This window comes from Congregibacter sp. (assembly GCF_045107095.1).
GTDB lineage: Bacteria > Pseudomonadota > Gammaproteobacteria > Pseudomonadales > Halieaceae > Congregibacter.
Map to the genome: position 1 here is coordinate 159289 of NZ_JBGCFU010000013.1, position 21066 is coordinate 180354.

Sequence of the window (21066 nt, forward strand, 5' to 3'; positions counted from 1 at the left end):
AGTTCTTTCATTAAACAATAGACGAGTGAGCATAGATTGAGCGATTTTAACCAGCCCCTGTCAGGGAATGAGATGCCGCGTTTTGGCGGTATCGCCAGCATGTTCAGGCTTCCCGTACAGCTGAGCGCGCAAGGTCTCGACATTGCAATACTGGGCGTTCCTCTGGACTGCGGCACCAGCAATCGAGCGGGATCGCGCTATGGACCCCGTCAGATACGTGCGGAGTCGGTATTGGTCCGGCCTTACGGTATGGCGACAAAAGCTGCGCCTTTCGATTCTTTTCAGGTGGCGGATACCGGGGACGTCGCGCTCAATACTTACAACCTGGAGAAATCCATAGGGATCATCGAAAGCCACTTCGACGAGGTGCTTGCGAGCGGAGCAAAAACTCTGGCAATGGGTGGCGACCATACGATTACGCTGCCGATTCTAAGAGCGCAGGCAAAGGTACATGGGCCGCTAGCGGTGATTCATGTTGATGCTCATGCTGACATGAATGATCACATGTTCGGTGAATCCATCACTCATGGGACTATTTTCCGCCGTGCCATTGAAGAGGGGCTCATTGATCCCAAGAAAATGGTGCAGATTGGTCTTCGTGCCACAGGCTATGCCGCGGATGACTTCGATTGGGCGCGACAAAGGGGCGTAAGAGTGGTGCCGGCAGAAGAGTGCTGGTATCAGTCTCTCGAGCCGCTTATGCAGGAAGTTCGGGAGCAGATTGGCGCTGAGCATCCCGTGTACCTGAGTTTTGATATCGACGGTCTTGACCCTTCCGTGGCCCCTGGCACAGGCACGCCAGAGCCCGCGGGCTTGATGACATCTCAGGGCTTGGAAGTGATTCGCGGCGTGTTTGGTACAAACCTTGTGGGCGCTGATCTGGTCGAGGTGTCTCCACCCTATGACACGACCGGGAACACGGCATTGCTCGCAGCAAACCTGATGTTTGAAATGCTCTGTAGCTTTCCTGGTTGTGAGCGGCGGGACTAGACCCCGCCTCGGTTTCTCGTGGTTTTGGCTTAAAGCTCGAGCCGTGACTTACAAGCCGCCCATGAGCATGTATTTAATCTCCAGGTAGTCATCCATACCATAGCGCGACCCTTCGCGGCCTGAACCTGACTCTTTGACCCCGCCGAAGGGCGCCATCTCGTTGGAGATAATGCCTTCGTTGATACCCACGATGCCGTATTCCAGCGCTTCGCCGACACGCCAGACGCGACCGATATCCCGGGTATAAAAATACGACGCCAAGCCGAACTCAGTATCGTTCGCCATTGCGATCACTTCTTCTTCAGTTTCGAAACGAACTATTGGTGCGACAGGACCGAAGATCTCGTTTCGAAACACCGCCATGGTGCTATCAACTTCCGTAAGCACGGTGGGCTGGTAGAAGCTCCCACCCAGTGGGTGAAGCCCGCCACCGATGGCAAGTTTTGCTCCGCTGGCGATGGATGTTTGTACTAGTTCGTCAACATCGACTGCAGCCTTGGCGTTGACCAGAGGGCCTAAAACAACGCCGTCCTGCATGCCATCGCCTACAGACAGCTCGGCCACTTTTGCCACGAGTTTTTCTACAAAGCTGTCGTAGATAGCACTTTGTACAAAAATTCGATTTGAGCAGACACAGGTCTGCCCTGCATTGCGGTACTTGGAAATCATGGCGCCGGCGACAGCGGCATCAATGTCAGCGTCATCAAAAACAATGAATGGTGCATTGCCCCCGAGTTCCATAGAGGTTTTCTTCATGGTGTCGGCGCACTGCGCCTCAAGAACTTTTCCAATCGGGGTAGAGCCTGTGAAGGTGAGTTTTCTCACCAAGGGGTTGGCGGTAAGCTCTCCTCCGATGTCCCGCGCTGAGCCTGCGACTACGTTGAGCACACCAGCGGGTATGCCAGCACGCTCTGCCAGTTCTGCAAGTGCTAACGCGCTCAAAGGAGTTTCACTCGCAGGTTTGATAACAATGGTACAACCTGCTGCCAGGGCGGGAGCCGCTTTCCGGGTAATCATGGCTATGGGGAAGTTCCACGGTGTGATCGCAGCCACAACCCCCACGGGTTGCTTGATGCAGACAATTCGCTTGTCTTCGCCGGGTCCGGGGATAACGTCCCCGTATACGCGCTTAGCTTCCTCTCCAAACCACTCCACGTAGGATGCTCCGTAGGCGACTTCTCCGCGTGACTCCGCTAGAGGTTTGCCCTGCTCGGCAGTCATGAGGGTGGCGAGATCTTCCTGATGCTCCATGATGAGGTCAAACCAGCGGCGAAGAATCTGTGCCCGACTCTTTGCCGCAAGGCGCTTCCAGTCGTCCATGGCCGCTTCGGCGGCTTCGATAGCGCGCCGCGTTTCACTGACGCCCACGCTCGCTATGCTGGTGATTTCTTCACCGTTTGCGGGATTCAAAATGGCCAGTGTTTTTCCGTCGTCTGCTGCAAGCCACTCGCCGTTGATGTAGGCACCATTACGCAGCAGAGACATGTCCGTGAGCGGAAGTGTCATGACTTAACTCCTTGGGATTACGCTGTTCAGGTCGCGTACGTTACAAGGAGACAAGCCAAGAAGAAATGCCTAAACAGGCTTATTTGATAATCTTTAGCGAGTTTTGCGTCGACCAAGCTTGTGCTTACGGACAAGTCCCCGAAGCTGGTCGTAGCTCAGCTCTAGAGCCTCGGCGGCGCGTCTTTGGTTGCCGTCGTGTTGCTCAAGCGCCGTCGCAACGAGCAGTCTCTCGTAGGCATCCACGCGTTCGCGCAGGTTTTTCACCGCTGGGTTTAAGTCCTCGGAGGCAGTCGCAGCAGCTGGCGCTTGCAAATCAGTCCCGGCTTGCACCAGTGCTGCGACGATGGGGTCTGGGAGCCGCTGCTGCTCGTCAGTGCTTTCGGACCAAGGACTCTCGAAGGGATCAATGATCAGTTCTGCTACGGGGCTGTCTTGATCGGCCCAGCGATGCAAGGAGCGCTCGACCACGTTCTTAAGCTCCCGCACGTTTCCTGGCCAAGCGTACTCTCTAAGCTGCAGAAGGACGTTAGGTGCAAAGCCCGGGAACTGCTCCCAGCTCAATTCAGCGCTCATTTGTACAGCAAAGTGTCGGGCCAGGAGTGCTATGTCTTCGCCCCTGTGCCGCAGTGCTGGCATGTGGACGACGTCGAAGCTAAGGCGATCCAAGAGATCTGAGCGAAAAGACTGCGCCTCGGCCATCGCCCGAAGATCAGCATTGGTAGATCCGATAACTCTCACGTCAACGCGGAGTGTCCTTTGGCCACCCACGCGTTCGAACTCGCCGTATTCGATCAATCGCAGAAGCTTTTCCTGAAGACGAGGAGACATAGTGCCGATTTCGTCCAGTAGTAGGGTGCCTCCGTCTGCTCTTTCAAAACGTCCTACGTGCAGTTTTGAGGCCCCCGTAAAGGCGCCGGCCTCGTGTCCGAAGAGTTCGCTTTCAAGGAGTGTTTCCGCCATGGCGGCACAGTTCACTTTGACGAAAGGTGAATCCCAGCGTGGTGAGAGGTAGTGCAGGCGTTCTGCCGCGAGTTCTTTTCCCGTCCCTCGCTCTCCCAGCACCAGTACCGGGCGTTGGATTGAAGCTAGCTGAGACAGATGATCCAGCGCCGCTGCTAACGCCGAGGATTCTCCAAGCATGTTGTCGGGAGTACGCATAGTGCGTCAAATATACCACTTAATGCGGTTTATTTTACCAAATTATATGGTTATACAAACCATTTATTGTGATTTTTATATCATTATTAACTTGATATAAGCTTCTTAAGCTGTTGTTTTTATTTATTATATGAAGTTGTTGGCCCGCTAATTGGATTGTATCTATCGAATCACAAATTTTAAGGAGTGCTCCATGGAGCCCGACCGTATGACGATCTATCTCGCCCTAGCCGTGGTGGCCTGTGGGATAGCTGCTGTCACTGGGCCATCTCTGGCACTCGTTTCACTGTTTGAAATAGTACTTGTTGTAGAAGCTGTAAACCTGATTTCGGCACCGGGGGATGCAATGCAGTCCCGGTCTGATTCCCCTAATCACTCGCAAGGAGAGTAACTATGGGTATTTTTTCGCGTATGAGCGACATCATTAACTCGAACATCAGTGCTTTGCTCGACCAGGCTGAAGACCCTGAGAAGCTGATTCGACTGATTATCCAGGAGATGGAGGACACCTTGGTTGAGGTGCGCAGTTCTTCTGCGCGGGTTCTGGCTGATCGCAAAGCCGCAACACGGCGTGTCGAGCAGCTTCAAGCTGAAGCTGAGTCCTGGGAGCAGAAAGCCAAATTGGCGATCAGCAAGGGACGTGAGGACCTTGCCAGAGCTGCCCTGCAGGAAAAGCGCGAGATCGAAGAGGAGCTTGAGGCGGTCAGTACCGAACTGGCTGCTACCGACGAGCACATTGCACAGCTCAACGATGAGATCGGTAAGCTGCAGGCGAAGCTCAATGATGCGAAGGCGAAGAAAAAGGCTCTCGTGATGCGTACTCAGACGGTAGAGTCCAGAATCAAGGTCAAGCGACAGGTTAATCGTGATGCACTGGATCAGGCCTTTGGTCGCTTTGAACACTTCGAGCGACGCATGGACAATCTGGAGAGTCAGCTTGAAGTGATGGACATGGGGAAAGACGTGGCGCCCTCCCTGGCGGCGGAGATCAATGCCCTTGAGCAGGATGAGAAGATCACAGCGGAGCTGGATCGCCTGAAAGCTGAGCTGGGTGGGGGAGAGTCGTCCAAGGACGCCTAAATCCATTCCGCTCCCAGCGGCTATAGTGCAGGATGGGAGCTTTACCCTATTAGGCAGGGAGCCATAGATGGAACTTTACGAACTACTTTTCGTGCCAACGATTCTCTTTATGGTCATCGTTGCTCCGATTTGGATTGTGCTGCACTACCGCAGCCTCAATCGTTCAAGTCGAAGTTTGAATGAAGAAGATCGTGAGAACGTTGAACAGATTCTGGTTACGGTTGACCGACTGACTGAGCGCATACAGGCGCTGGAGTCGATCCTCGATTCTGAACATGGGGATTGGAGAGACCAGGAGCTGCAGGACAGCAACACAAGGAGAAGCTCATGAACGATTATTCCGATGATAGAGGTCGCCGTCGCCGTAGGCACGGCCGAGGACGTCGCCGGGGTGGAGCGCAGTTTCGTTACTACCAGGAGCGTAAGCGTCACGGTTGGGGAATGGGACTGTATCGCAACCGACGTGATGGCAAGATCTGCGGTGTAGCGGCAGGCGTTGCTGACTATTGGGACGTGGCTGACTGGGTTGTGCGCTTAATCTTTATAGGCGCGTTTTTGTTCACCGGTACGCTCGCCATCTGGGCCTATGTTGCGGCTTGCCTATTGTTGAGTCCGCGGCCGGATGATCGCAGTGGTCGCCGCCGTAAGCGTGAAGCGGAAGAAGCCTCGCAGGCCGCGCCAGCGTCGGCGAACGAAGAGGCTTTTGGGCCTGAGATGGAGTACGACGAGCGCTATCACGATTACCGTCCCAAACGGATGTTTCGCTACAGCGATAGTGCAAGCATTCGTTTGGCAAGGGCTAGAGAGCGTCTTGATTCGGCACTCCGGCGCGTGGAAGACATGGAAACCTATGTAACTTCCAGACGTTACAAGTTGAACAGCGAGCTTTCCAGGCTCTGAAGCTAGCACCGGAACGCATGCGAGTGCTAAAAAGCAAGTCATTCCCGGGGGTTGTGCCCCGGGCTCCTCGGAGTATCCTCCCTGCCCAATAGAAAAAAATAAAATTCGCGCCGCAGACAGTAGCTCTGCGGCCAATCAGGAGGAATTATGGGCGCGAGTAGAATGGCCTTGTTTGGTGACGTAGTGATGCCGGGGACAGAGCCGGTAGATCCTTATAACCTGCCCCCTCCAGCTGCGTGGCTTGCATTGACCGAGCCCCAGAGAATGGCCCTCGAAGTTCTTTCGCTCGCATCTGTACGGCGCCTCTTAAGTAATCTTGCGCCCGGTGATGGCCACCCTGTGATGGTGTTGCCGGGGTTTCTTGGCTCCGATGGGTACAACGCTACTCTGAGGCGATTTCTGAAAAGTCTCGGATACAGGGTCTATGGTTGGGGGCAGGGACAAAACCTGGGCCCCAGAGGAGAGACCCTCGATAACCTGATGGAGCGCGTAGCTATGCTCGGCGATCGCTACGGTCAATCCGTCTCGCTTGTAGGCCACAGTCTGGGCGGCATCTTTGCCCGGGAGATCGCTCGTGAGGATCCCTCTCAGGTACGGCAAGTAATCTCGCTCGGGAGTCCTTTTGGGCGCGGCCGGCATAGCGGCTCCTATCCCGCGCGACTCTTTGAGGCGCTGAACCCCACGGATGACTTGCCCGTCGCCCTTGACGATCTACACCGTGCGCCTCCAGTGCCGACAACAGCCGTCTATTCCAAAGGCGATGGCATCGTGAATTGGCGGACTTCTTTTCAGAACCCTGAATTCGCGCATGGAACGACGCAGAATATTCAGGTTCGCGGCAGTCACTGTGGGATGACTTTAAACCCCACTGTTTGGTATGTGATTGCCGATCGCCTGAAACAATCCGTTGAAGACTGGCAGCCTTTCTCTGCAAGTGGCCTGGCTAGTGTTGTGGTTCCCAAGCACGCTTGATTAGTTCGAATGCCTGCTGGCTGGTAATCGAGCCATCTAACTGCTGATGATCAAAGGCATTAGTCTTTGTCTGTGTAGGTTTTTGCTCAGCTCAACTTTATGTCTGAGCTCCAGCGTTTTATGTTTGAGCTCCAGCGTCTTATTTCTTAGCTCCAGCGTCTTCGCACAGGATAATGACGATCCCTCGCTTGGTTGGTCTCTGCACTTGGATGTTCGACTTCGAACAGAATATCTTTCTGATTCTTTCCGCATCGTGGCCCCCGCTAAGGACCACCTGCAGTTTTCTCGTACGGTCGTGGGAGCGCTATATCGGGCATCCGACTGGAGCGTGGAAGTCGAGGTTCAGGACAGCCGTGCCTGGGGGGCCGAGGCGCTTTCGCCAATAGGCACTGACGATATCAACACGCTCGAGCCCATCGTAGCGAAGCTGTCGAAACAGTGGGCATTAAAAGACGGCTCGGAGTTTGATCTTTCTTTGGGCCGAATGACGATTGATTACGGTAGCCGACGGCTGCTTGCGCGGAATAAGTTTCGCAATACCAGTAACGCGTTCCAGGGCGCGCACTTGAGCTATGTATCTCCAAGCGCTAACGCTGCGGTTTTTTATACTCTACCGCTGCAACGTAGGCCGGACGGCCTGGATTTTGATTCCTTGCGAGAAAAAGAATTTCGCCTCGACAAGGCCGGGAGCGGTGAGCGTTTCTGGGGAGCTAGTATTGACTATGTTGTGCCCCAATCGGACGCAACCCTGGCTAGTTATATGTTTGTCAGCGAGCTCAATGACGAGCCTGGTCGCCCAGTGGCCGATCGTGAATTGACAACCTTGGGCGCCCGCTTCGTTTGGACGGATGGCGCGCTGGATGCCGAGCTCGAGGCAGCCTACCAATGGGGCGAGTCCCGAGCGAGTGTTTTTTCGACCCCTGACGAGGTTTTGGATCATCGTGCCTGGTTCACTCATATGCATCTAGGCATGGAGCTGTGGCCCGGATTAAATCTCCGGCTTGCCTATGATCAGGCGACGGGTGATCGAGATCCTTTTGATGGTCGAAACGAGCGTTTCGATCGCCTGTATGGCGCCCGAGCATTTGAACTTGGGCCCAGCGGTATCTTCGGAGCTGCGGTTCGCAGCAACCTGCGTGCGCCGGCAGTACGGGCTTGGTGGCAGTCGTCCGAAAATCAGGCCTGGTTGTTATCTCATCGCTGGCTATCGCTGGATAGTCCCAGAGACTTTTTTGTTACCGGAGGGCGAAGGGACTTCACGGGCGCTTCGGGTCGAAAGATTGGCGGGCAGTGGGAGTTGCGTTGGCGATGGACACCCAACAACACGTCTCTCGTCGTGGCTTTGGGCGCTGCTTACCTCAACAAGGGTGAGTACTTTGCCGGAGCACCGGGGGCATTGCTAAATCCCGCAGCTTCAACGGATAGCCAATATTTGTTTACTCAAATTGGCTGGAGTTACTAGATGCGAAGACCCGATAGCGGATTCATCTCTTCCTCGCCGGAGACATGGCGAAGCAGTCGGTAGTAGATTCCCGCGGCCGAGCCATCAAGGAGAGCTTCCCGAAGCATGTTGTCCGTATCCACAGACTCTGCCGCATCGAGAAGTCTGCCGAAGGTGCGTTTGAAACTCTCGCTGTGGCGCGAGCGTATATCTGTACCAAAAAGAATGTCACGCACGGCCTCGGGGTCGTCGCGGCTACTGGCGATGGCTGAGATCAGGCGGCGAATAAACAATGAGTGATCGCCCGTGCTTGCTTCAGAGCGCAAGTTTGTGAACTCCTCCATTGAGACCTCATTGGTTCCCGTAGGTCCGAAAACGGACACGTAGTGGAAGCCGGCGATACTCCCTAACTGCTCCTGCACCAGACCCAAGAGTTTGAAATAGGAGTCGCGCCGCGAGTGGAGTTCCAGGCGCCGCGTGCTTTGCTCCTGCATACTTGTGGCGCGCGTATTGGCGGTGATTTCTTTCTGTTGCATAAAGTGGCCGATGACCAGCCATAAAAAGGCGAGAGGAGCGAAAGCCCCTTCGAAAAAGCTGCCAATATCGGCGGTGGGCAGTGCCTTAAACTCATTCCAGCCAACGATGGCCGTGACGTAGTAGATGCCCGTGCCCATCCAGAGCGTCGTAATCGTGAGCCCGAAAAGAATTCTCCAGTCCAGGCCGCGGTTTGCTGTATCTTCATTGTCCATGTTCACAGCATAGCAGAGCTGTCGAAAAATCTTTGGGTGACATAGGCTGCGAATACAGTGTTGTTGAGGAGGTCACGGTGAGTAGCGTAGTTGTAGAAGACATGGGGGGAGAGGGGCTTCCTCTGTTGTTTGCACATGCTAACGGCTACCCCCCGGGGAGCTACAGAGAACTTTTTGCTCACCTGCAAGACAAGTTCGCAATCAGCGCTTTGGAGCATCGTCCTTTGTGGGGAGGGAGAGAGCCGCCCCGACGTTTGAGCTGGCAGCTTTTCGCAGGCGATATGCTTGACGTACTCAACGCGCGGTTTGATGCCCCGGTCTGGGTGATGGGGCATAGCATGGGTGGAACTATTGCCGCGCTTGCGGCTAGTCGTCACCCCGAAAAAATAGCAGGACTTATCTTGTTGGACCCTGTGTTCTTGCCCGATCGTTTAGTGATGGCAACAAAGCTGATGCCAGAGAAGCGGCGCAAGAACATGCCTATGCTTCGACGTGCTCTATCTCGGCCAGAGCACTTTGAGAACCACGAAGCGGCCTTTGACTTTTATCGGGGCAAGCGCGCTTTCAAAGGGCTTAGCGACAAGGCGCTGTCAAATTATGTACAGGCTAGTAAAGCAGCTCTGCCAGACGGGGGAGTGCAGCTGCGTTATTCGGGGGCATGGGAAGCGGCGGTCTACGGCAGTGCGCCAAGGGCCCGACCACTCATGAAGCGTATGCCGGTGCCCACCTTGGCAATTCGTGGGTCAGACAGCGATACCCTTCGACCTGAAATATGGTCGCGTTGGCAGCACTGGCAGCCTCAAGCGTCCTTTAAAGAAATTCCAGGCGGGCATTTGTTCCCCTTGGAGGCACCCAAGGCCACCGCAGATACTGTATCCGCCTATATTTTTGCCGATTAATTGAGAGACGACCCTTTCGCCACTGTCTTGAGCGCCTATAATCGAGTTAACGACACGGGAGAGACAGTATGGGCAAGATTCTAATCGTTGCGGACAAGGGTAAGTCATGTGTAGCGACGTCCCGAGGCCTCGAGCTGGCGGCCAAACTGGGCTACGACGTGGAGGTCGTTGCGTTCGTGTACGCGCCACTCAATCGTATCGAGGGTGGCAAAGCTGCACAGGCTACATTGAAGCAGCAAATCCTGGATAAGCGCCGCGCGCAGATCCTCGAGCGAATTGATGCTTTCGCAAGCAAAGATCAAAAGGTCGCCCTAAAGGTAGTTTGGCTTAAGACCGTGCATCCCTGGATCGTGAAGCGTACCAGTAGCGCGAAGTTTTCCGCAGTTGTCAAAACGACGCACACGACCGGTAGTCTCGGATACACCTCAACGGATTGGCACGTTCTGCGAGAGTGTCCTGTGCCTGTTCTGATGGTAGCTGAGAAAAAGTGGAGTCGGACTCGTCCCGTCATGGCTGCACTGGATCTCGGAACCCGCAAGAAGAGTAAGCAACAGCTAAACTCCAAGGTTCTGGGGGCGGCGAAGGCTCTGGCGGAGGCTTTAGGCGTCGAGCTCAAGATCATGTCAGCGATCGAGATACCCTCTGTTTTGGCCGATCTCGATCTCGTGGATCCCATCAGCTATTCCAAAAAGCATCGTGAGGAAATGCTTCCTCACCTCAAAGCGCTGGCCAAAGAGCACGGCATCCCAGAAAAGCAGTTTGTTACGAAGCGTGGGCCGGTTTGCAAGGTGATTACCTCCCAGGCAGCCAAGGCGAGAGCGCAAATTGTTGTAATGGGCACCGTTGCTCGTCAGGGCATTAGTGCAAAGTTGATTGGCAATACCGCGGAGTCCGTACTACAAGATCTTCACACAGATGTGTTAGCAATAAAGCCCGACGCCTGATGGTGAGCCGCTTTGAGCGGCATGGGGTTCCTGTGAGCAACAGATGGTGAGTATCAATGAGTAGCCCAATCAAGACGCGCTTAGCGGACCTCGATGATAGTTTGTTCGTGCCGCGGGAGCTGAGTTGGCTATCGTTCAACGCCCGAGTACTCCAAGAGGCGGCAGACGATAATGCCCCGGAGATTCAACGTCTCAGATATCTCGGAATTTTCTCTAATAACCTCGATGAGTTCTTCCGCGTAAGAGTTGCTGAGGTCCGTCGGCTAATCTCTGTGTCTAGCGGCAGCGCACGACAAGGAGCGAAAGAGCTTCTCGCGGCGATTCAGTCAGAGGTGGTTGCGCAGCAGCATGACTTTGAGCAGGTCTACGCGACTGTAATGAAGGCTTTGCAGGCGCGGCGGATTTACCTGATCAATGAGCGGCAACTGGAAGCCAACCAAGCCCAGTTTGTGCAGGATTACTTCACGAGCAAGCTGCTGCCCGAGCTAGACCCCATTCTGTTCAATGAAGGCTCGCCTATCCCTGTTCTCAATGACGAAAGCTTGTATCTCGCCGTAGAAATTGGCGCAGGTAAGAAGCAACGCGTAGCGGTGGTGGAGGTTCCCACGGACCGCATGAATCGCTTTGTCGAGATCCCGAGGCGCAAAGGTAAGAGCGGTCGCGTATTCATTGCCCTGGATAACGTGATTCGCGCCTGTTTGCCGCAAATGTTCCGAGGCGTAATGCCCATAGATTCGGTAGCAGCCTATTGTTTTAAGTTCTCGCGGGATGCCGAGCTGGAGCTCGATGTAGGTATCATGGATAGCCTTATCGAAAAAATGGCCAGCAGTCTCAAGCAGAGACGTAAGGCAGATGCAGTGCGCTTTGTCTACGACGCCCAGATGCCGGCGTCGCTGCTGGACTTTCTCGCGTCTAAGTTCTCTCTGGGTAAGTACGATAGCTTGATCCCCGGGGGGCGCTATCACAACTCCAAAGACTTCATGTCTTTTCCCAGTGTAGGTCCACGCTATCTTGAGTTGCGTCCCCTGGGCAATGTGCCCGTCACACGAATTGATGAAGCAGACAATATCCTCGCGGCGATTCGCAGCAAAGATGTACTTTTGTACTACCCTTATCATTCCTTTGACTACCTCATCGACTTACTCAAGACGGCCGCCGTAGATCCCGATGTTGAAAACATAAAGATCTGTCTTTACCGCGTTGCGTCGGAATCCCGGGTGGTGGACGCGCTGCTAAATGCGGTGCATAACGGAAAGCGCGTTCTTGCAGTGGTGGAGCTGGCGGCGCGTTTTGACGAGCAGGCCAATATCAATTGGGCGCAGCGTCTAACTGAGGGCGGTATCGAAGTTAAGTTTGGTGTGCCGGGGCTGAAAGTTCACAGCAAGTTATTGCTGATTCAGCGCAAAGAAGAGGGGCAACAAAGGTTTTACACGCACATCGGTACCGGAAACTTCAACGAGAAAACTGCCCGCTTGTATACAGATTTTTCTCTGATGACCTACGATCAAAATTTGGGTCGTGAGGTTTTCGACGTTTTTGATTTTCTTCAATACAATTATCGACGCCCACAGTATCAGCACCTTCTTGTCTCTCCGCACAGCTCAAGGCCAGGCATCGAAGGCATGATCGATCAGGAAATCGTCAATGCCAAAAAAGGGCTTCGTGCCGCGATGACCCTGAAGTGCAATAACCTCGTTGATCGAGAGTTGGTCATGAAGCTCTACGAAGCGAGTGATGCTGGCGTAGAGATACGTTTAATTATCCGCGGCATGTGCTCTTTGCAACCCGGGGTTAAAGATATTTCTGAAAACATTGAGGCGATCAGTGTTGTGGATCGCTACCTGGAGCACCCGCGAGTCTATGTGTTTTACAACGCGGGCGAGCCGAAGTACCTCATAGGCTCCGCAGATCTCATGACGCGCAATCTTGATTATCGCGTGGAGGTCCTGTGTCCTATCTACGATGCTGACGCGCAAACCGTGATTCAGGACGTATTGGATATTCAGTGGCATGACAATGTTCGTGCCAGGGTTTTGGATAAGGCGCAATCAAACCAACCTGTGCAGCGAAAAGCGCACTCCGCTGCGATTCGGTCTCAGGAGGCTATCCACGGTTATTTAGAGTCCGGAAAGAAACCACGGATTCCTCGTTCCAACATGCAGCTGCCTGCCAAGCAGCGCAAGAAAACAAAAAAGGTATAAACCTATGGCAGGAGCTAGCCTTCTCGCGTTACTCGATGACATCGCTACTCTCATGGATGATGTGACGGTGATGACGAAGGTTGCCGCGAGAAAAACCGCAGGTGTGCTCGGAGATGATCTGGCCGTCAATGCCGAGAAAGTCACGGGCGTAGCAGCCGACAGGGAACTGCCCGTTGTCTACGCGGTTTTCAAAGGCTCTATGCTCAATAAAGCGATGCTGGTCCCCGCGGCTATTGTGATAGCTGCGGTTGCAGAGTGGCTAATCACGCCTCTGCTAATCGCGGGTGGTCTGTTTTTGTGCTTCGAGGGCTTCGAAAAGCTCTGGCATTACCTCAGTCACAGTGCTGACACTCGTCGTGAAGCCGGCGAGAATTTACGCAAGCAACTGGAAAACCCAAGCACGGATCCACTGGAGCTTGAAAAAAAGCGTATTAAGGGCGCGGTCCGAACAGATTTCATACTATCGGCAGAAATTATTGTCATTACGCTGGGTATCGTGGGCGATGCCAGCTTGCTTGTTCGTGCGAGCGTATTAGCAGCGATAGCTCTGCTGATGACCATCGGTGTGTACGGGCTCGTAGCAGTCATTGTGAAAATTGATGACCTGGGTCTGCATTGGGTGCAGAGTGAGCAACAGGGCGTCGGAGGCGCTGCCTTACGAGGCGCGGGCAAAGGCTTGTTGTTGCTTGCGCCGCGCCTGATGCGTGCGCTAACGGTACTAGGTACCGCTGCGATGTTTCTGGTGGGTGGTGGCATCCTCGTACACGGAATACCTTCGTTACACCACTTGTCGGAAGATGTGCTCCAAATGGGGATACAGCTTTTCGCCGACAACGCCTGGGTCAGGGCGATTACCCCTCAGCTGTTTGCAGCAATACTAGGCCTGTTAGCAGGGGCGATTGTGCTGATGATAATCAGTGCCGGAAGCCGCTTGTTTGGAACGCGTAGTTAGTAAGAGCTAAACGCTCCGGCACTGTCTAGCACTATCCGGAATAGGCGTTAACGCAGCAGCGACCCCAGCAGTCCTCGAAAGAGTTTCTTCCCTAGAGAACGACCAGCGGCTGAACCTAAGCTCCGTGCCATGCTTTTCACAAAGGCGTCGCTGTTACTCTGTGTTTTGCGGCCGGTCTTTTTACGCGCACTGGTTTCTCGCTTCTTGAGTTCCTTTTCATCCCGCTCGGCCTGCTGTTCTGTGGCCCTGACCAGTAGTTGCTCGTGAGCGCTTTCGCGATCGATGCCTTTTGCATAGCGGCGGCCGTTGGGGTCATTCTTCAGAACTTCTGCGCGTTCGGCCATGGTGGCTTTGCCCATGCGAGAGGAGGGTGGGCGGACAAGCGTACGCTGCACCATGGAGGGTACGCCCTTTTTCTGCAGGGTCGAAACGAGCGCCTCGCCCACCCCCAGCTCACTGATGACCGCGACGGTATCCAGTGCGGGATTCTCGCGGAAGCTTTGCGCGGCTACCCGCACGGCTTTTCTTTCCTTTGGCGTGTAAGCCCGCAAGGCATGCTGCACGCGGTTACCCAGCTGACCCAAGACGCTGTCGGGTATGTCCGCAGGGCTTTGCGTAACAAAGTAAATCCCAACGCCTTTCGATCGAATTAGTCGAACGACTTGCTCAATAGTCTGCAAGAGGATCTTTGGCGCATCTTGAAACAGCAGGTGCGCTTCATCGAAGAAGAACACCAACTCTGGCTTATCCGGATCACCAATTTCGGGAAGCTGTTCAAAGAGCTCGGACAACAGCCATAGCAAAAAGGTGCTGTACACACGTGGGCTACGAATGAGTGTGTCTGCGGCTAGGACGTTTATCACACCTCGCCCATCGCGAGTTCGCTGCATAAGATCATTGAGTTCGAGAGCCGGTTCACCGAAGAAGTGTTTTCCACCCTCACGCTCCAGCATTAGTAAGCGCCGGAGAATGGCGTTAACGGACGCTGTGGCAACACGGTAATTTGATCCAAGAGTTTTTCGGTTGTCTGCGAGATGTTGCAGCGTTGTACGTAGGTCGGCGAGATCCAGCATCAACAAGCCGTTGTCATCGGCAAACTGAAAAACCAGGGTAAGTACGCCTTCCTGGGTATCGTTAAGGCCCAGGAGCCGCGCTAGAAGCTGGGGGCCCATTTCGGTCAGCGTAGTGCGAATCGGCGTGCCTTTCTTACCGAACAAGTCCCAGAACGCGACGGGGTAGGCTTCTTGGACGTAGCCTTCTATGCCAATTTTCTCAACGCGCTCGTCGACCTTGGGGTGTGGCTTGCCTGCTTGGCTGAGGCCTGAGATATCTCCTTTAACATCTGCGAGGAAAACGGGAACTCCCTGCGCTGAGAAGCTCTCAGCAAGACATTGGAGGGTGACGGTTTTACCTGTTCCCGTAGCGCCCGCAATAAGGCCGTGCCGGTTGGCGTACTTGGGGTTAAGGAAGACCTGCCCCGCGTCGGAGCCGCCGATAAGAATACCTGGTGATTCCTGCTCTGTGCTCATGCTTTTCCTGTTAGTTTCTGGCGAGTTTGGGTTTTACGGCCGACTTCCTTGCGCCGAGTTTAGCTTTGGTTTTTGCTGCCGGCTTTGCCTTTGATGGCGCCTTTCTCGTTGTTTTCGCCTTCGTCTTGGACGCTGCTTTGGCTTTTACTTTGCTCTTCGTTTTGGCTTTCGCTTTCACTCTTGTTTTTGCCGGGGTGCGAGATCCCCGTTGATTGTTGCTTGTTCGTGCTCCAGAACCGCTAAGGCCTGCGACCGCTTCAAGTTCTGCCAGGGAGTCTTCCAGATGATCAATGATCCGTTGAATCTGAGGCATGGATCGCCGGCAGGCAACGATGCCGAAATCCAGCTGATCGTGGTAGCTCACCAACGTAATGTTCATAGCAAAGCCGTCAAAGACGATGGATGCTGGATATATGCCGTCTAATCGAGCTCCATGCCAATAGAGAGGTTTCCTTGGGCCCGGAACATTGGAGACTACGGTGCTAAACGCTGGAAACTTGGACCCCAGTCCCAGAATTGATGTGAGCAGTGCGGGCAGTTGTGTGAGTTGCATAAACAGGGCTCCCTCTGCGGGAGACAGTTCTCTAAGAAGATCTTTTCCCGCACGCATGGATTCCTGGATGGTCCGGAGACGTTTTTCAGGGTCATAGATGTTTGTGGCCATATCCGCAGTGATAAAGCCAATGGCATTGCTTGAGTCGACGTCGCCTTCTTCCCGCAGGGATACCGGAGCCATGGCCTTGAGGGAGTGAAGTGGGAGCTCGTCTCGCGACAGTAGGTAGCGCCGGAGGGCGCCGGCGCACATGGCAAGGACAACGTCATTGACCGTTGCGTCAAGGGCCCTGCAAACTTCTTTGACGCGATCAAAGGCGAAGGTTTGAGCGACAAAGCGCCGTGCACCAGAGACTCGCGTATTTATCGAGGTTTTTGGAACGTTGTGCCAAGGCACGGCAAGGTTGCCACTGCGACCCACGAACGCAAGCCCAAAGCGTCGCATGGCCGTCGCCAGGTTGATGCTTGAGTCGTACTGCTGCTTTAGCGCTTCCAGAACATTGCGCATATCGCGTTTACTGGGCTTAGTGGCTTTTGCTACATCGCCAAAGCGCGATTGCTTGTAGGCTTTATAGGCTTCCAGGGAGTAGGGCGCGTAGCCGGGTGGGCCGCTGGGACTCTCTGTGCACATAGCCTGCGTGATGTGCATCGCACCCACACCATCGATCGCCGCGTGATGCACTTTGTTGTAGACCGCAAACTGCCGGTCCTGCAGTCCTTCGATGAGATGGAGTTCCCACAGCGGGCGGGTACGATCAAGGAGCGTCGTGTGAAATCTCGATGCTAAAGCAAAAAGCTCACGGTAGCGGCCCGGACTGGGGAGGGCGGAGTGACGGACATGGTAGTCCATGTCGATGTGTTCATCTTTCTCCCAGTAAAGGCCGGTTTTACCTGTCACTACATATTCGCCAAAGGGCTTACGAAACTCGGTGTTTTCCCGCAGCTGCGTTCGTAGGGATGTGAGGAACTCCTGCTCATCGACGCCCTCAGGAAGGGTGAACAGGTTGATCCCCCCGACGTGCATCGGAGTCTCACGCTTCTCCAATAAGAGAAACCCTGCACTGGCAAGATCTATTCTACGCATTACTTTTTTCCCTTCTTGATGGGCGAATCCTATAAGCTTTGGGGCATAGATGTAAGCGGCTCCCATCACCGGAGCTGTGTTAACACTACACTGCAAAAGCCAACTACGTAAATCAGGAGAGACTTAATGCGGCGAAGTTTTTGGACAGCCTTATTTCTGGCGTCGATCAGCGTGTCATCACAGGCTCAGATTCAGAGCGAGCACGCGCAAAAGACGCTGGAGATCTACAAGACGATCGTGGAAGTAGATACTTCCAAAACCAAGGGAAATACCATTCGGGTAGCTGAGTATCTGGCGAGCGAGCTCATCGCAGCGGGGTTTGCAGAGGAAGATGTGCGAATCGTCCCAAAGGATGGGTTCGGAACACTGATTGCGACTTATCGTGGTGACGGCAGTGCTGGCGCCAAGCCCATACTCCTGCTTGGGCACATGGATGTCGTCGAAGCGTTGGCCGAAGACTGGGTGCGGCCACCCTTCAAGCTTACACAGGATGATGTGAATTTCTATGCACGGGGGACGATCGATAACAAGTTTGGAGTATCACAGCTTACGGGCACAATGATTCGACTTAAAAAGGAAGGCTTCGTTCCAGATCGGGACCTGATTCTTGCGTTTTCCGGTGATGAAGAAAGCGGTATGACGACCACGCGCATGATGGCCTATGAAATGCCCGAGATTGCAGAGGCTGAGTACGCTCTCAACTCCGACGCGGGCGGCGGTAGCCTTACTGCCGATGGGGTGGCGGTCAGCTACCGAGTTCAGGCGGCGGAGAAAACCTACGCGACCTGGCAAATTACCGTGCGGAATCCGGGCGGGCACAGCAGCCGTCCTCGAGACGACAATGCTATCTACGACCTTGCTGGGGCAGTGAAAGCCATCGAAGCACATCGCTTTCCCGTGCGCTGGAGCGAAATGACCTTGTCTTACTTCCAGCAAGTGGGGGAAAAGATCGGAGGTGAGTTGGGCGATGCCATGGTGCGCTTCGCCTACGATCCCGAGGATGCTGAAGCTGCAGAAACGCTCCGCAGTCAGCCTTCCTACGTTGGCACGACGCGTACAACTTGCGTTGTCACGATGTTGGAGGCGGGTCACGCTGAAAATGCACTGCCGCAATCAGCGACAGCAACCGTCAATTGCAGGATATTCCCCGGTGTTTCCGTCGCTGATATTGAGGCCGAGTTGAAGGAGGTAGTAGGCAACGAAGAAGCGGAGTTTGTACTTCTCGGTGACCCCACAGAGAGTCCAATTTCAGAAATTCGCGCCGATGTCCTTGCTGCTATTGGTAAGGCCGTACACAGCCGACATCCGGGGTTGGACTTGATTACCTATATGGAGTCTGGAGGTACAGACGGTATGCACTTCCGCTCGGCCGGTATTCCAACCTGGGGGATTTCGGGTGTGTTTATGAACCCTGATGAAATGTATGCCCACGGTCTTAACGAGCGAGTGCCCATCAAAGCTTTTTATGATGCCTTGGATCATTGGTCTGTGATCATTCGAGACTTAACAACGCCTGAGTAGTAAATAGGGAGGAGGCGTGGCGTGCTTTGGGCGCGCTGAGCCTCGTCACTTCAACGCATTCTTTGACGTATCTACTCTTGGAGAGTAATTCCGGTCGCCGGCGCAAAGCTGTCGCTGTCCGCTTCCTTCAAGTGAATATAGATGGGGTCTGTAGCAGTGGCGGTCAGATAGGCGCCTTGCGTCGGCATTGGAAAGAGCTCGTCGTAGCGTTTGATGGTCATTTGATCGATGCGCCGATGAATGTGCGACCGATCCAGCGCTTTAGGCGACTCGAGTCCGGCCGACGACACCAGATCCAATAACGCGTGCAGTGTCTCGCCCTGAAACCGAGCAACACGCTGTGCCTTGTCGGTCACATCCAGACCTTGCACCAGCCGTGGATCCTGCGTCGTGATCCCCGTAGGGCAATGGTTTGTGTTGCATTCAAGAGACTGTACGCAACCCAGCGCCAACATCATGCCCCGGGCGCTGTTGCAAAGATCGGCTCCTAGAGACAGCGCCTTAGCCATATGGAAGGCCGTTATTATTTTTCCCGACGCGATTACCTTGATCTGATCGCGCACCCCAAAGCCCTGAAGCGTGTCGACGACAAAGGCGAGGCCGTCTCGTAAAGGCATGCCCACGGAGTTGCTGTACTCCAGTGGCGCTGCGCCGGTACCACCTTCACCGCCATCCACAGTGACGAAATCCGGAGTGATCCCCGTATCTAGCATGGCCTTGCAGATGGCGATGAACTCGCTTTCCCGTCCGACACACAGCTTGAATCCTATAGGTTTTCCGCCTGACAGTTCCCTCAACTTGGCTACAAACTCCAACAGCCCACGGGGGCTTGAGAATGCGCTGTGGGCGGATGGCGATATGACTTCGGTACCCACGGGTACTTGGCGTATCCGCGCGATAAGATCAGTGTTTTTGCTCGCGGGCAGGATGCCCCCATGCCCGGGCTTCGCCCCTTGAGAGAGTTTGATCTCTATCATTTTGATGTTGGGCCGCGCCGCAGTCTCGGCAAACGCCTCGGCGGAAAACGAGCCATCATCCCGGCGGCAGCCAAAGTACCCGGTACCGATCTGCCAGACCAGGTCGCCGCCGTGCTCAAGGTGGAAGTCAGATACACCACCCTCGCCGGTGTTGTGATAGAAACCGCCAAGGGACGCACCGCGATTGAGCGCGCGAACGGCATTATTGCTCAGGGAGCCAAAACTCATCGCCGAAACATTCAGTAGCGCAGCTGCGTAAGGCTGTTGGCAATGGGGGCCACCGATAGTGACGCGGGGGTCGTCGTCCAGTTCACTGATGTTACGGGCAGCAATAGAGTGTCCCATCCACTCATATCCGTCGCGATAGGTGTCCACTTTTGTGCCGAAGGGAACACTGGCGAGGTCGCCCTTCGCACGTTGGTACACGATGGCGCGAAACATGCGGTTGATCGGTGCGCCGCCAACATCTGATTCAAGAAGATATTGTTGGACGAAGGGCCGCACGGACTCCATGATCCAGCGCCCACGGCCTATGAGCGGAAAGTTTCGTCGAATACTGTGTTCCGTTTGCTGCATGTCGTACACACCGACGCAAAAACTGATGAGTATCAGCAGAAAAAACGCCCACATCAGTAGATTGTGCAAATCCAGGAAGAAGGGGAGACTGGCGAGCAGTAGATGCACAGTAAAGAACGCTGCACGGGACACGGGTAGCTCCTTGTTCAGAGACGGTTGTTGGCTTTGGTGGTGAGATAAGCCTACCCCGAGGCAGCTCTTTCAGCGAGAACTATCCGTTAAAAATAGCGTTTGATTTGTTTAGCCAAAGAGCCAGGGCTCAAGCTCGTCGCGATTCTGTAAAACCACTTGCTGAGCCAGGGGGTTTTCCTGTTCTTTAAACGGGTCTAACTGGAGCAACTGCAATTGATAGTTGATCAGCGTGGCACGGGTATTGAGTATGAGCGTTCCGCCGTTCATTCCGTAATCATGGGCGATGACCGCTTGCTGATCCTCTGTTAGTCGAGGATCGGGCACGACAATGATGTTGATGCGTTTGCTCCAGTCGTCATCTTGGTCTTCGCCATGTTCGGAGGTATCTAGTATTTCAGCCTCACCTCGGAAGCGGCTTAAGACAAAGTCTCTAAAGCCCTGATTTTTCTCGCACCAGGCGCGCACGTGCCACCGGAAACCCGTGAATACCAGCGTATGAGGGACAATGATCCGCCCCTCGCGGTCCGGGTGCTGTAGAGACACATAGTCCACTTCCAGCCGTTTTCGCGCGCGGGCTGCTTGGATCATTGGACGAAGAATAGAAGGAGCAACATCCCGGCCGGGTGGGGTGATTTGTTCGACATTGGCTGTTGTCAGCGGTAGCGTTTCGAAAACGCCCATGAGCTGCTCATCCCTGCTCATCAAGTGCAGATACTCGTCCGCCGTTCCTCGTGTTACACGCGGCACAAAGTCTTCGCTGGGGCGATAGCCCTTAAGAAACTTGTCGTAGGAAATGTTGCCGGGAGCGATTTCCCGAAGATAGAAATTAATATCTTTGCTGGCTTGCTGACGGCCAATACCAAAGCAACGGGTTAGGTGCCCCGTCGTCAGACGGCCTTCCCA

The 21066-nt window shown here is 54.4% G+C and carries 19 protein-coding genes; 12 read left to right on the top strand and 7 right to left on the bottom strand.

Annotated elements, in window-relative coordinates; genetic code table 11:
* The first annotated feature begins 36 nt into the window (after nucleotides 1-36).
* Nucleotides 37-990, top strand: coding sequence for an agmatinase (speB, locus tag AB8B76_RS03130; RefSeq protein ID WP_405270146.1), 954 nt, complete (start codon nucleotides 37-39; stop codon nucleotides 988-990).
* Nucleotides 991-1038: 48 nt separating this feature from the next.
* Here speB and AB8B76_RS03135 read toward each other — a convergent pair whose 3' ends face one another.
* Nucleotides 1039-2496 (bottom strand): succinate-semialdehyde dehydrogenase, encoded by a 1458-nt coding sequence (locus AB8B76_RS03135; protein ID WP_405270148.1) that lies wholly within the window; start codon nucleotides 2494-2496, stop codon nucleotides 1039-1041.
* Nucleotides 2497-2589: 93 nt separating this feature from the next.
* Complete coding sequence (gene pspF, locus AB8B76_RS03140; protein WP_405270151.1) at nucleotides 2590-3654, bottom strand: phage shock protein operon transcriptional activator; 1065 nt, start codon at nucleotides 3652-3654, stop codon at nucleotides 2590-2592.
* 193 nt (nucleotides 3655-3847) lie between these two features.
* Here pspF and AB8B76_RS03145 point away from each other — a divergent pair, with 193 nt between their 5' ends.
* The 6 genes from AB8B76_RS03145 to AB8B76_RS03170 all read left to right on the top strand — a co-directional run bounded on the left by AB8B76_RS03145 (nucleotide 3848) and on the right by AB8B76_RS03170 (nucleotide 8068).
* Nucleotides 3848-4045: a hypothetical protein gene (locus AB8B76_RS03145; RefSeq protein ID WP_405270154.1), complete on the top strand. Its 198-nt coding sequence runs from the start codon at nucleotides 3848-3850 to the stop codon at nucleotides 4043-4045.
* 2 nt (nucleotides 4046-4047) lie between these two features.
* The gene (gene pspA, locus AB8B76_RS03150; RefSeq protein ID WP_405270157.1) at nucleotides 4048-4734 is read left to right on the top strand and encodes a phage shock protein PspA; all 687 of its coding nucleotides are present in this window, start codon (nucleotides 4048-4050) and stop codon (nucleotides 4732-4734) included.
* A gap of 67 nt (nucleotides 4735-4801) precedes the next feature.
* Complete coding sequence (pspB, locus tag AB8B76_RS03155) at nucleotides 4802-5065, top strand: envelope stress response membrane protein PspB (RefSeq protein WP_405270160.1); 264 nt, start codon at nucleotides 4802-4804, stop codon at nucleotides 5063-5065.
* Nucleotides 5062-5634 carry a PspC domain-containing protein gene (locus AB8B76_RS03160; protein ID WP_405270163.1) on the top strand — a complete coding sequence of 191 codons (573 nt, stop codon included), beginning with the start codon at nucleotides 5062-5064 and terminating at the stop codon, nucleotides 5632-5634. Before pspB ends, AB8B76_RS03160 begins: the two co-directional genes overlap by 4 nt.
* Nucleotides 5635-5781: 147 nt before the next feature.
* Entirely contained in the window at nucleotides 5782-6606 is an 825-nt protein-coding gene (locus AB8B76_RS03165; protein ID WP_405270166.1) for an esterase/lipase family protein, read from the top strand.
* Between the two features lie 124 nt (nucleotides 6607-6730).
* Nucleotides 6731-8068, top strand: a complete 1338-nt coding sequence (locus tag AB8B76_RS03170) for an alginate export family protein (RefSeq protein ID WP_405270169.1) — start codon at nucleotides 6731-6733, stop codon at nucleotides 8066-8068.
* Here AB8B76_RS03170 and AB8B76_RS03175 read toward each other — a convergent pair.
* Nucleotides 8065-8796 carry a hypothetical protein gene (locus tag AB8B76_RS03175; RefSeq protein ID WP_405270172.1) on the bottom strand — a complete coding sequence of 244 codons (732 nt, stop codon included), beginning with the start codon at nucleotides 8794-8796 and terminating at the stop codon, nucleotides 8065-8067. The genes AB8B76_RS03170 and AB8B76_RS03175 overlap by 4 nt on opposite strands.
* A 77-nt stretch (nucleotides 8797-8873) precedes the next feature.
* Here AB8B76_RS03175 and AB8B76_RS03180 point away from each other — a divergent pair, with 77 nt between their 5' ends.
* The 4 genes from AB8B76_RS03180 to AB8B76_RS03195 all read left to right on the top strand — a co-directional run bounded on the left by AB8B76_RS03180 (nucleotide 8874) and on the right by AB8B76_RS03195 (nucleotide 13792).
* Nucleotides 8874-9695 carry an alpha/beta fold hydrolase gene (locus tag AB8B76_RS03180; RefSeq protein ID WP_405270175.1) on the top strand — a complete coding sequence of 274 codons (822 nt, stop codon included), beginning with the start codon at nucleotides 8874-8876 and terminating at the stop codon, nucleotides 9693-9695.
* A gap of 68 nt (nucleotides 9696-9763) precedes the next feature.
* The gene (locus AB8B76_RS03185) at nucleotides 9764-10639 is read left to right on the top strand and encodes a universal stress protein (protein WP_405270178.1); all 876 of its coding nucleotides are present in this window, start codon (nucleotides 9764-9766) and stop codon (nucleotides 10637-10639) included.
* A 56-nt stretch (nucleotides 10640-10695) separates the two neighbouring features.
* Complete coding sequence (gene ppk1 / locus AB8B76_RS03190; protein WP_405270180.1) at nucleotides 10696-12840, top strand: polyphosphate kinase 1; 2145 nt, start codon at nucleotides 10696-10698, stop codon at nucleotides 12838-12840.
* 4 nt (nucleotides 12841-12844) lie between these two features.
* Nucleotides 12845-13792, top strand: a complete 948-nt coding sequence (locus AB8B76_RS03195) for a DUF808 domain-containing protein (RefSeq protein ID WP_405270184.1) — start codon at nucleotides 12845-12847, stop codon at nucleotides 13790-13792.
* A gap of 47 nt (nucleotides 13793-13839) precedes the next feature.
* Here AB8B76_RS03195 and AB8B76_RS03200 read toward each other — a convergent pair whose 3' ends face one another.
* Nucleotides 13840-15321: a helicase HerA-like domain-containing protein gene (locus tag AB8B76_RS03200; protein ID WP_405270187.1), complete on the bottom strand. Its 1482-nt coding sequence runs from the start codon at nucleotides 15319-15321 to the stop codon at nucleotides 13840-13842.
* Between the two features lie 10 nt (nucleotides 15322-15331).
* Nucleotides 15332-16957 carry a WS/DGAT/MGAT family O-acyltransferase gene (locus tag AB8B76_RS03205; protein ID WP_405270190.1) on the bottom strand — a complete coding sequence of 542 codons (1626 nt, stop codon included), beginning with the start codon at nucleotides 16955-16957 and terminating at the stop codon, nucleotides 15332-15334.
* Between the two features lie 126 nt (nucleotides 16958-17083).
* Between AB8B76_RS03205 and AB8B76_RS03210 the strand changes: the two genes are divergently transcribed.
* Complete coding sequence (locus tag AB8B76_RS03210; protein ID WP_405270193.1) at nucleotides 17084-18478, top strand: M20/M25/M40 family metallo-hydrolase; 1395 nt, start codon at nucleotides 17084-17086, stop codon at nucleotides 18476-18478.
* Between the two features lie 71 nt (nucleotides 18479-18549).
* On the opposite strand, the gene AB8B76_RS03215 is transcribed toward AB8B76_RS03210, so the two are convergent.
* Together AB8B76_RS03215 and AB8B76_RS03220 are read right to left on the bottom strand one after the other, a co-directional pair.
* Entirely contained in the window at nucleotides 18550-20163 is a 1614-nt protein-coding gene (locus tag AB8B76_RS03215) for an FMN-binding glutamate synthase family protein (RefSeq protein WP_405270195.1), read from the bottom strand.
* 108 nt (nucleotides 20164-20271) lie between these two features.
* Nucleotides 20272-21066: helix-turn-helix transcriptional regulator (locus tag AB8B76_RS03220; RefSeq protein ID WP_405270198.1), on the bottom strand; the 795-nt coding region annotated here is incomplete at its 5' end.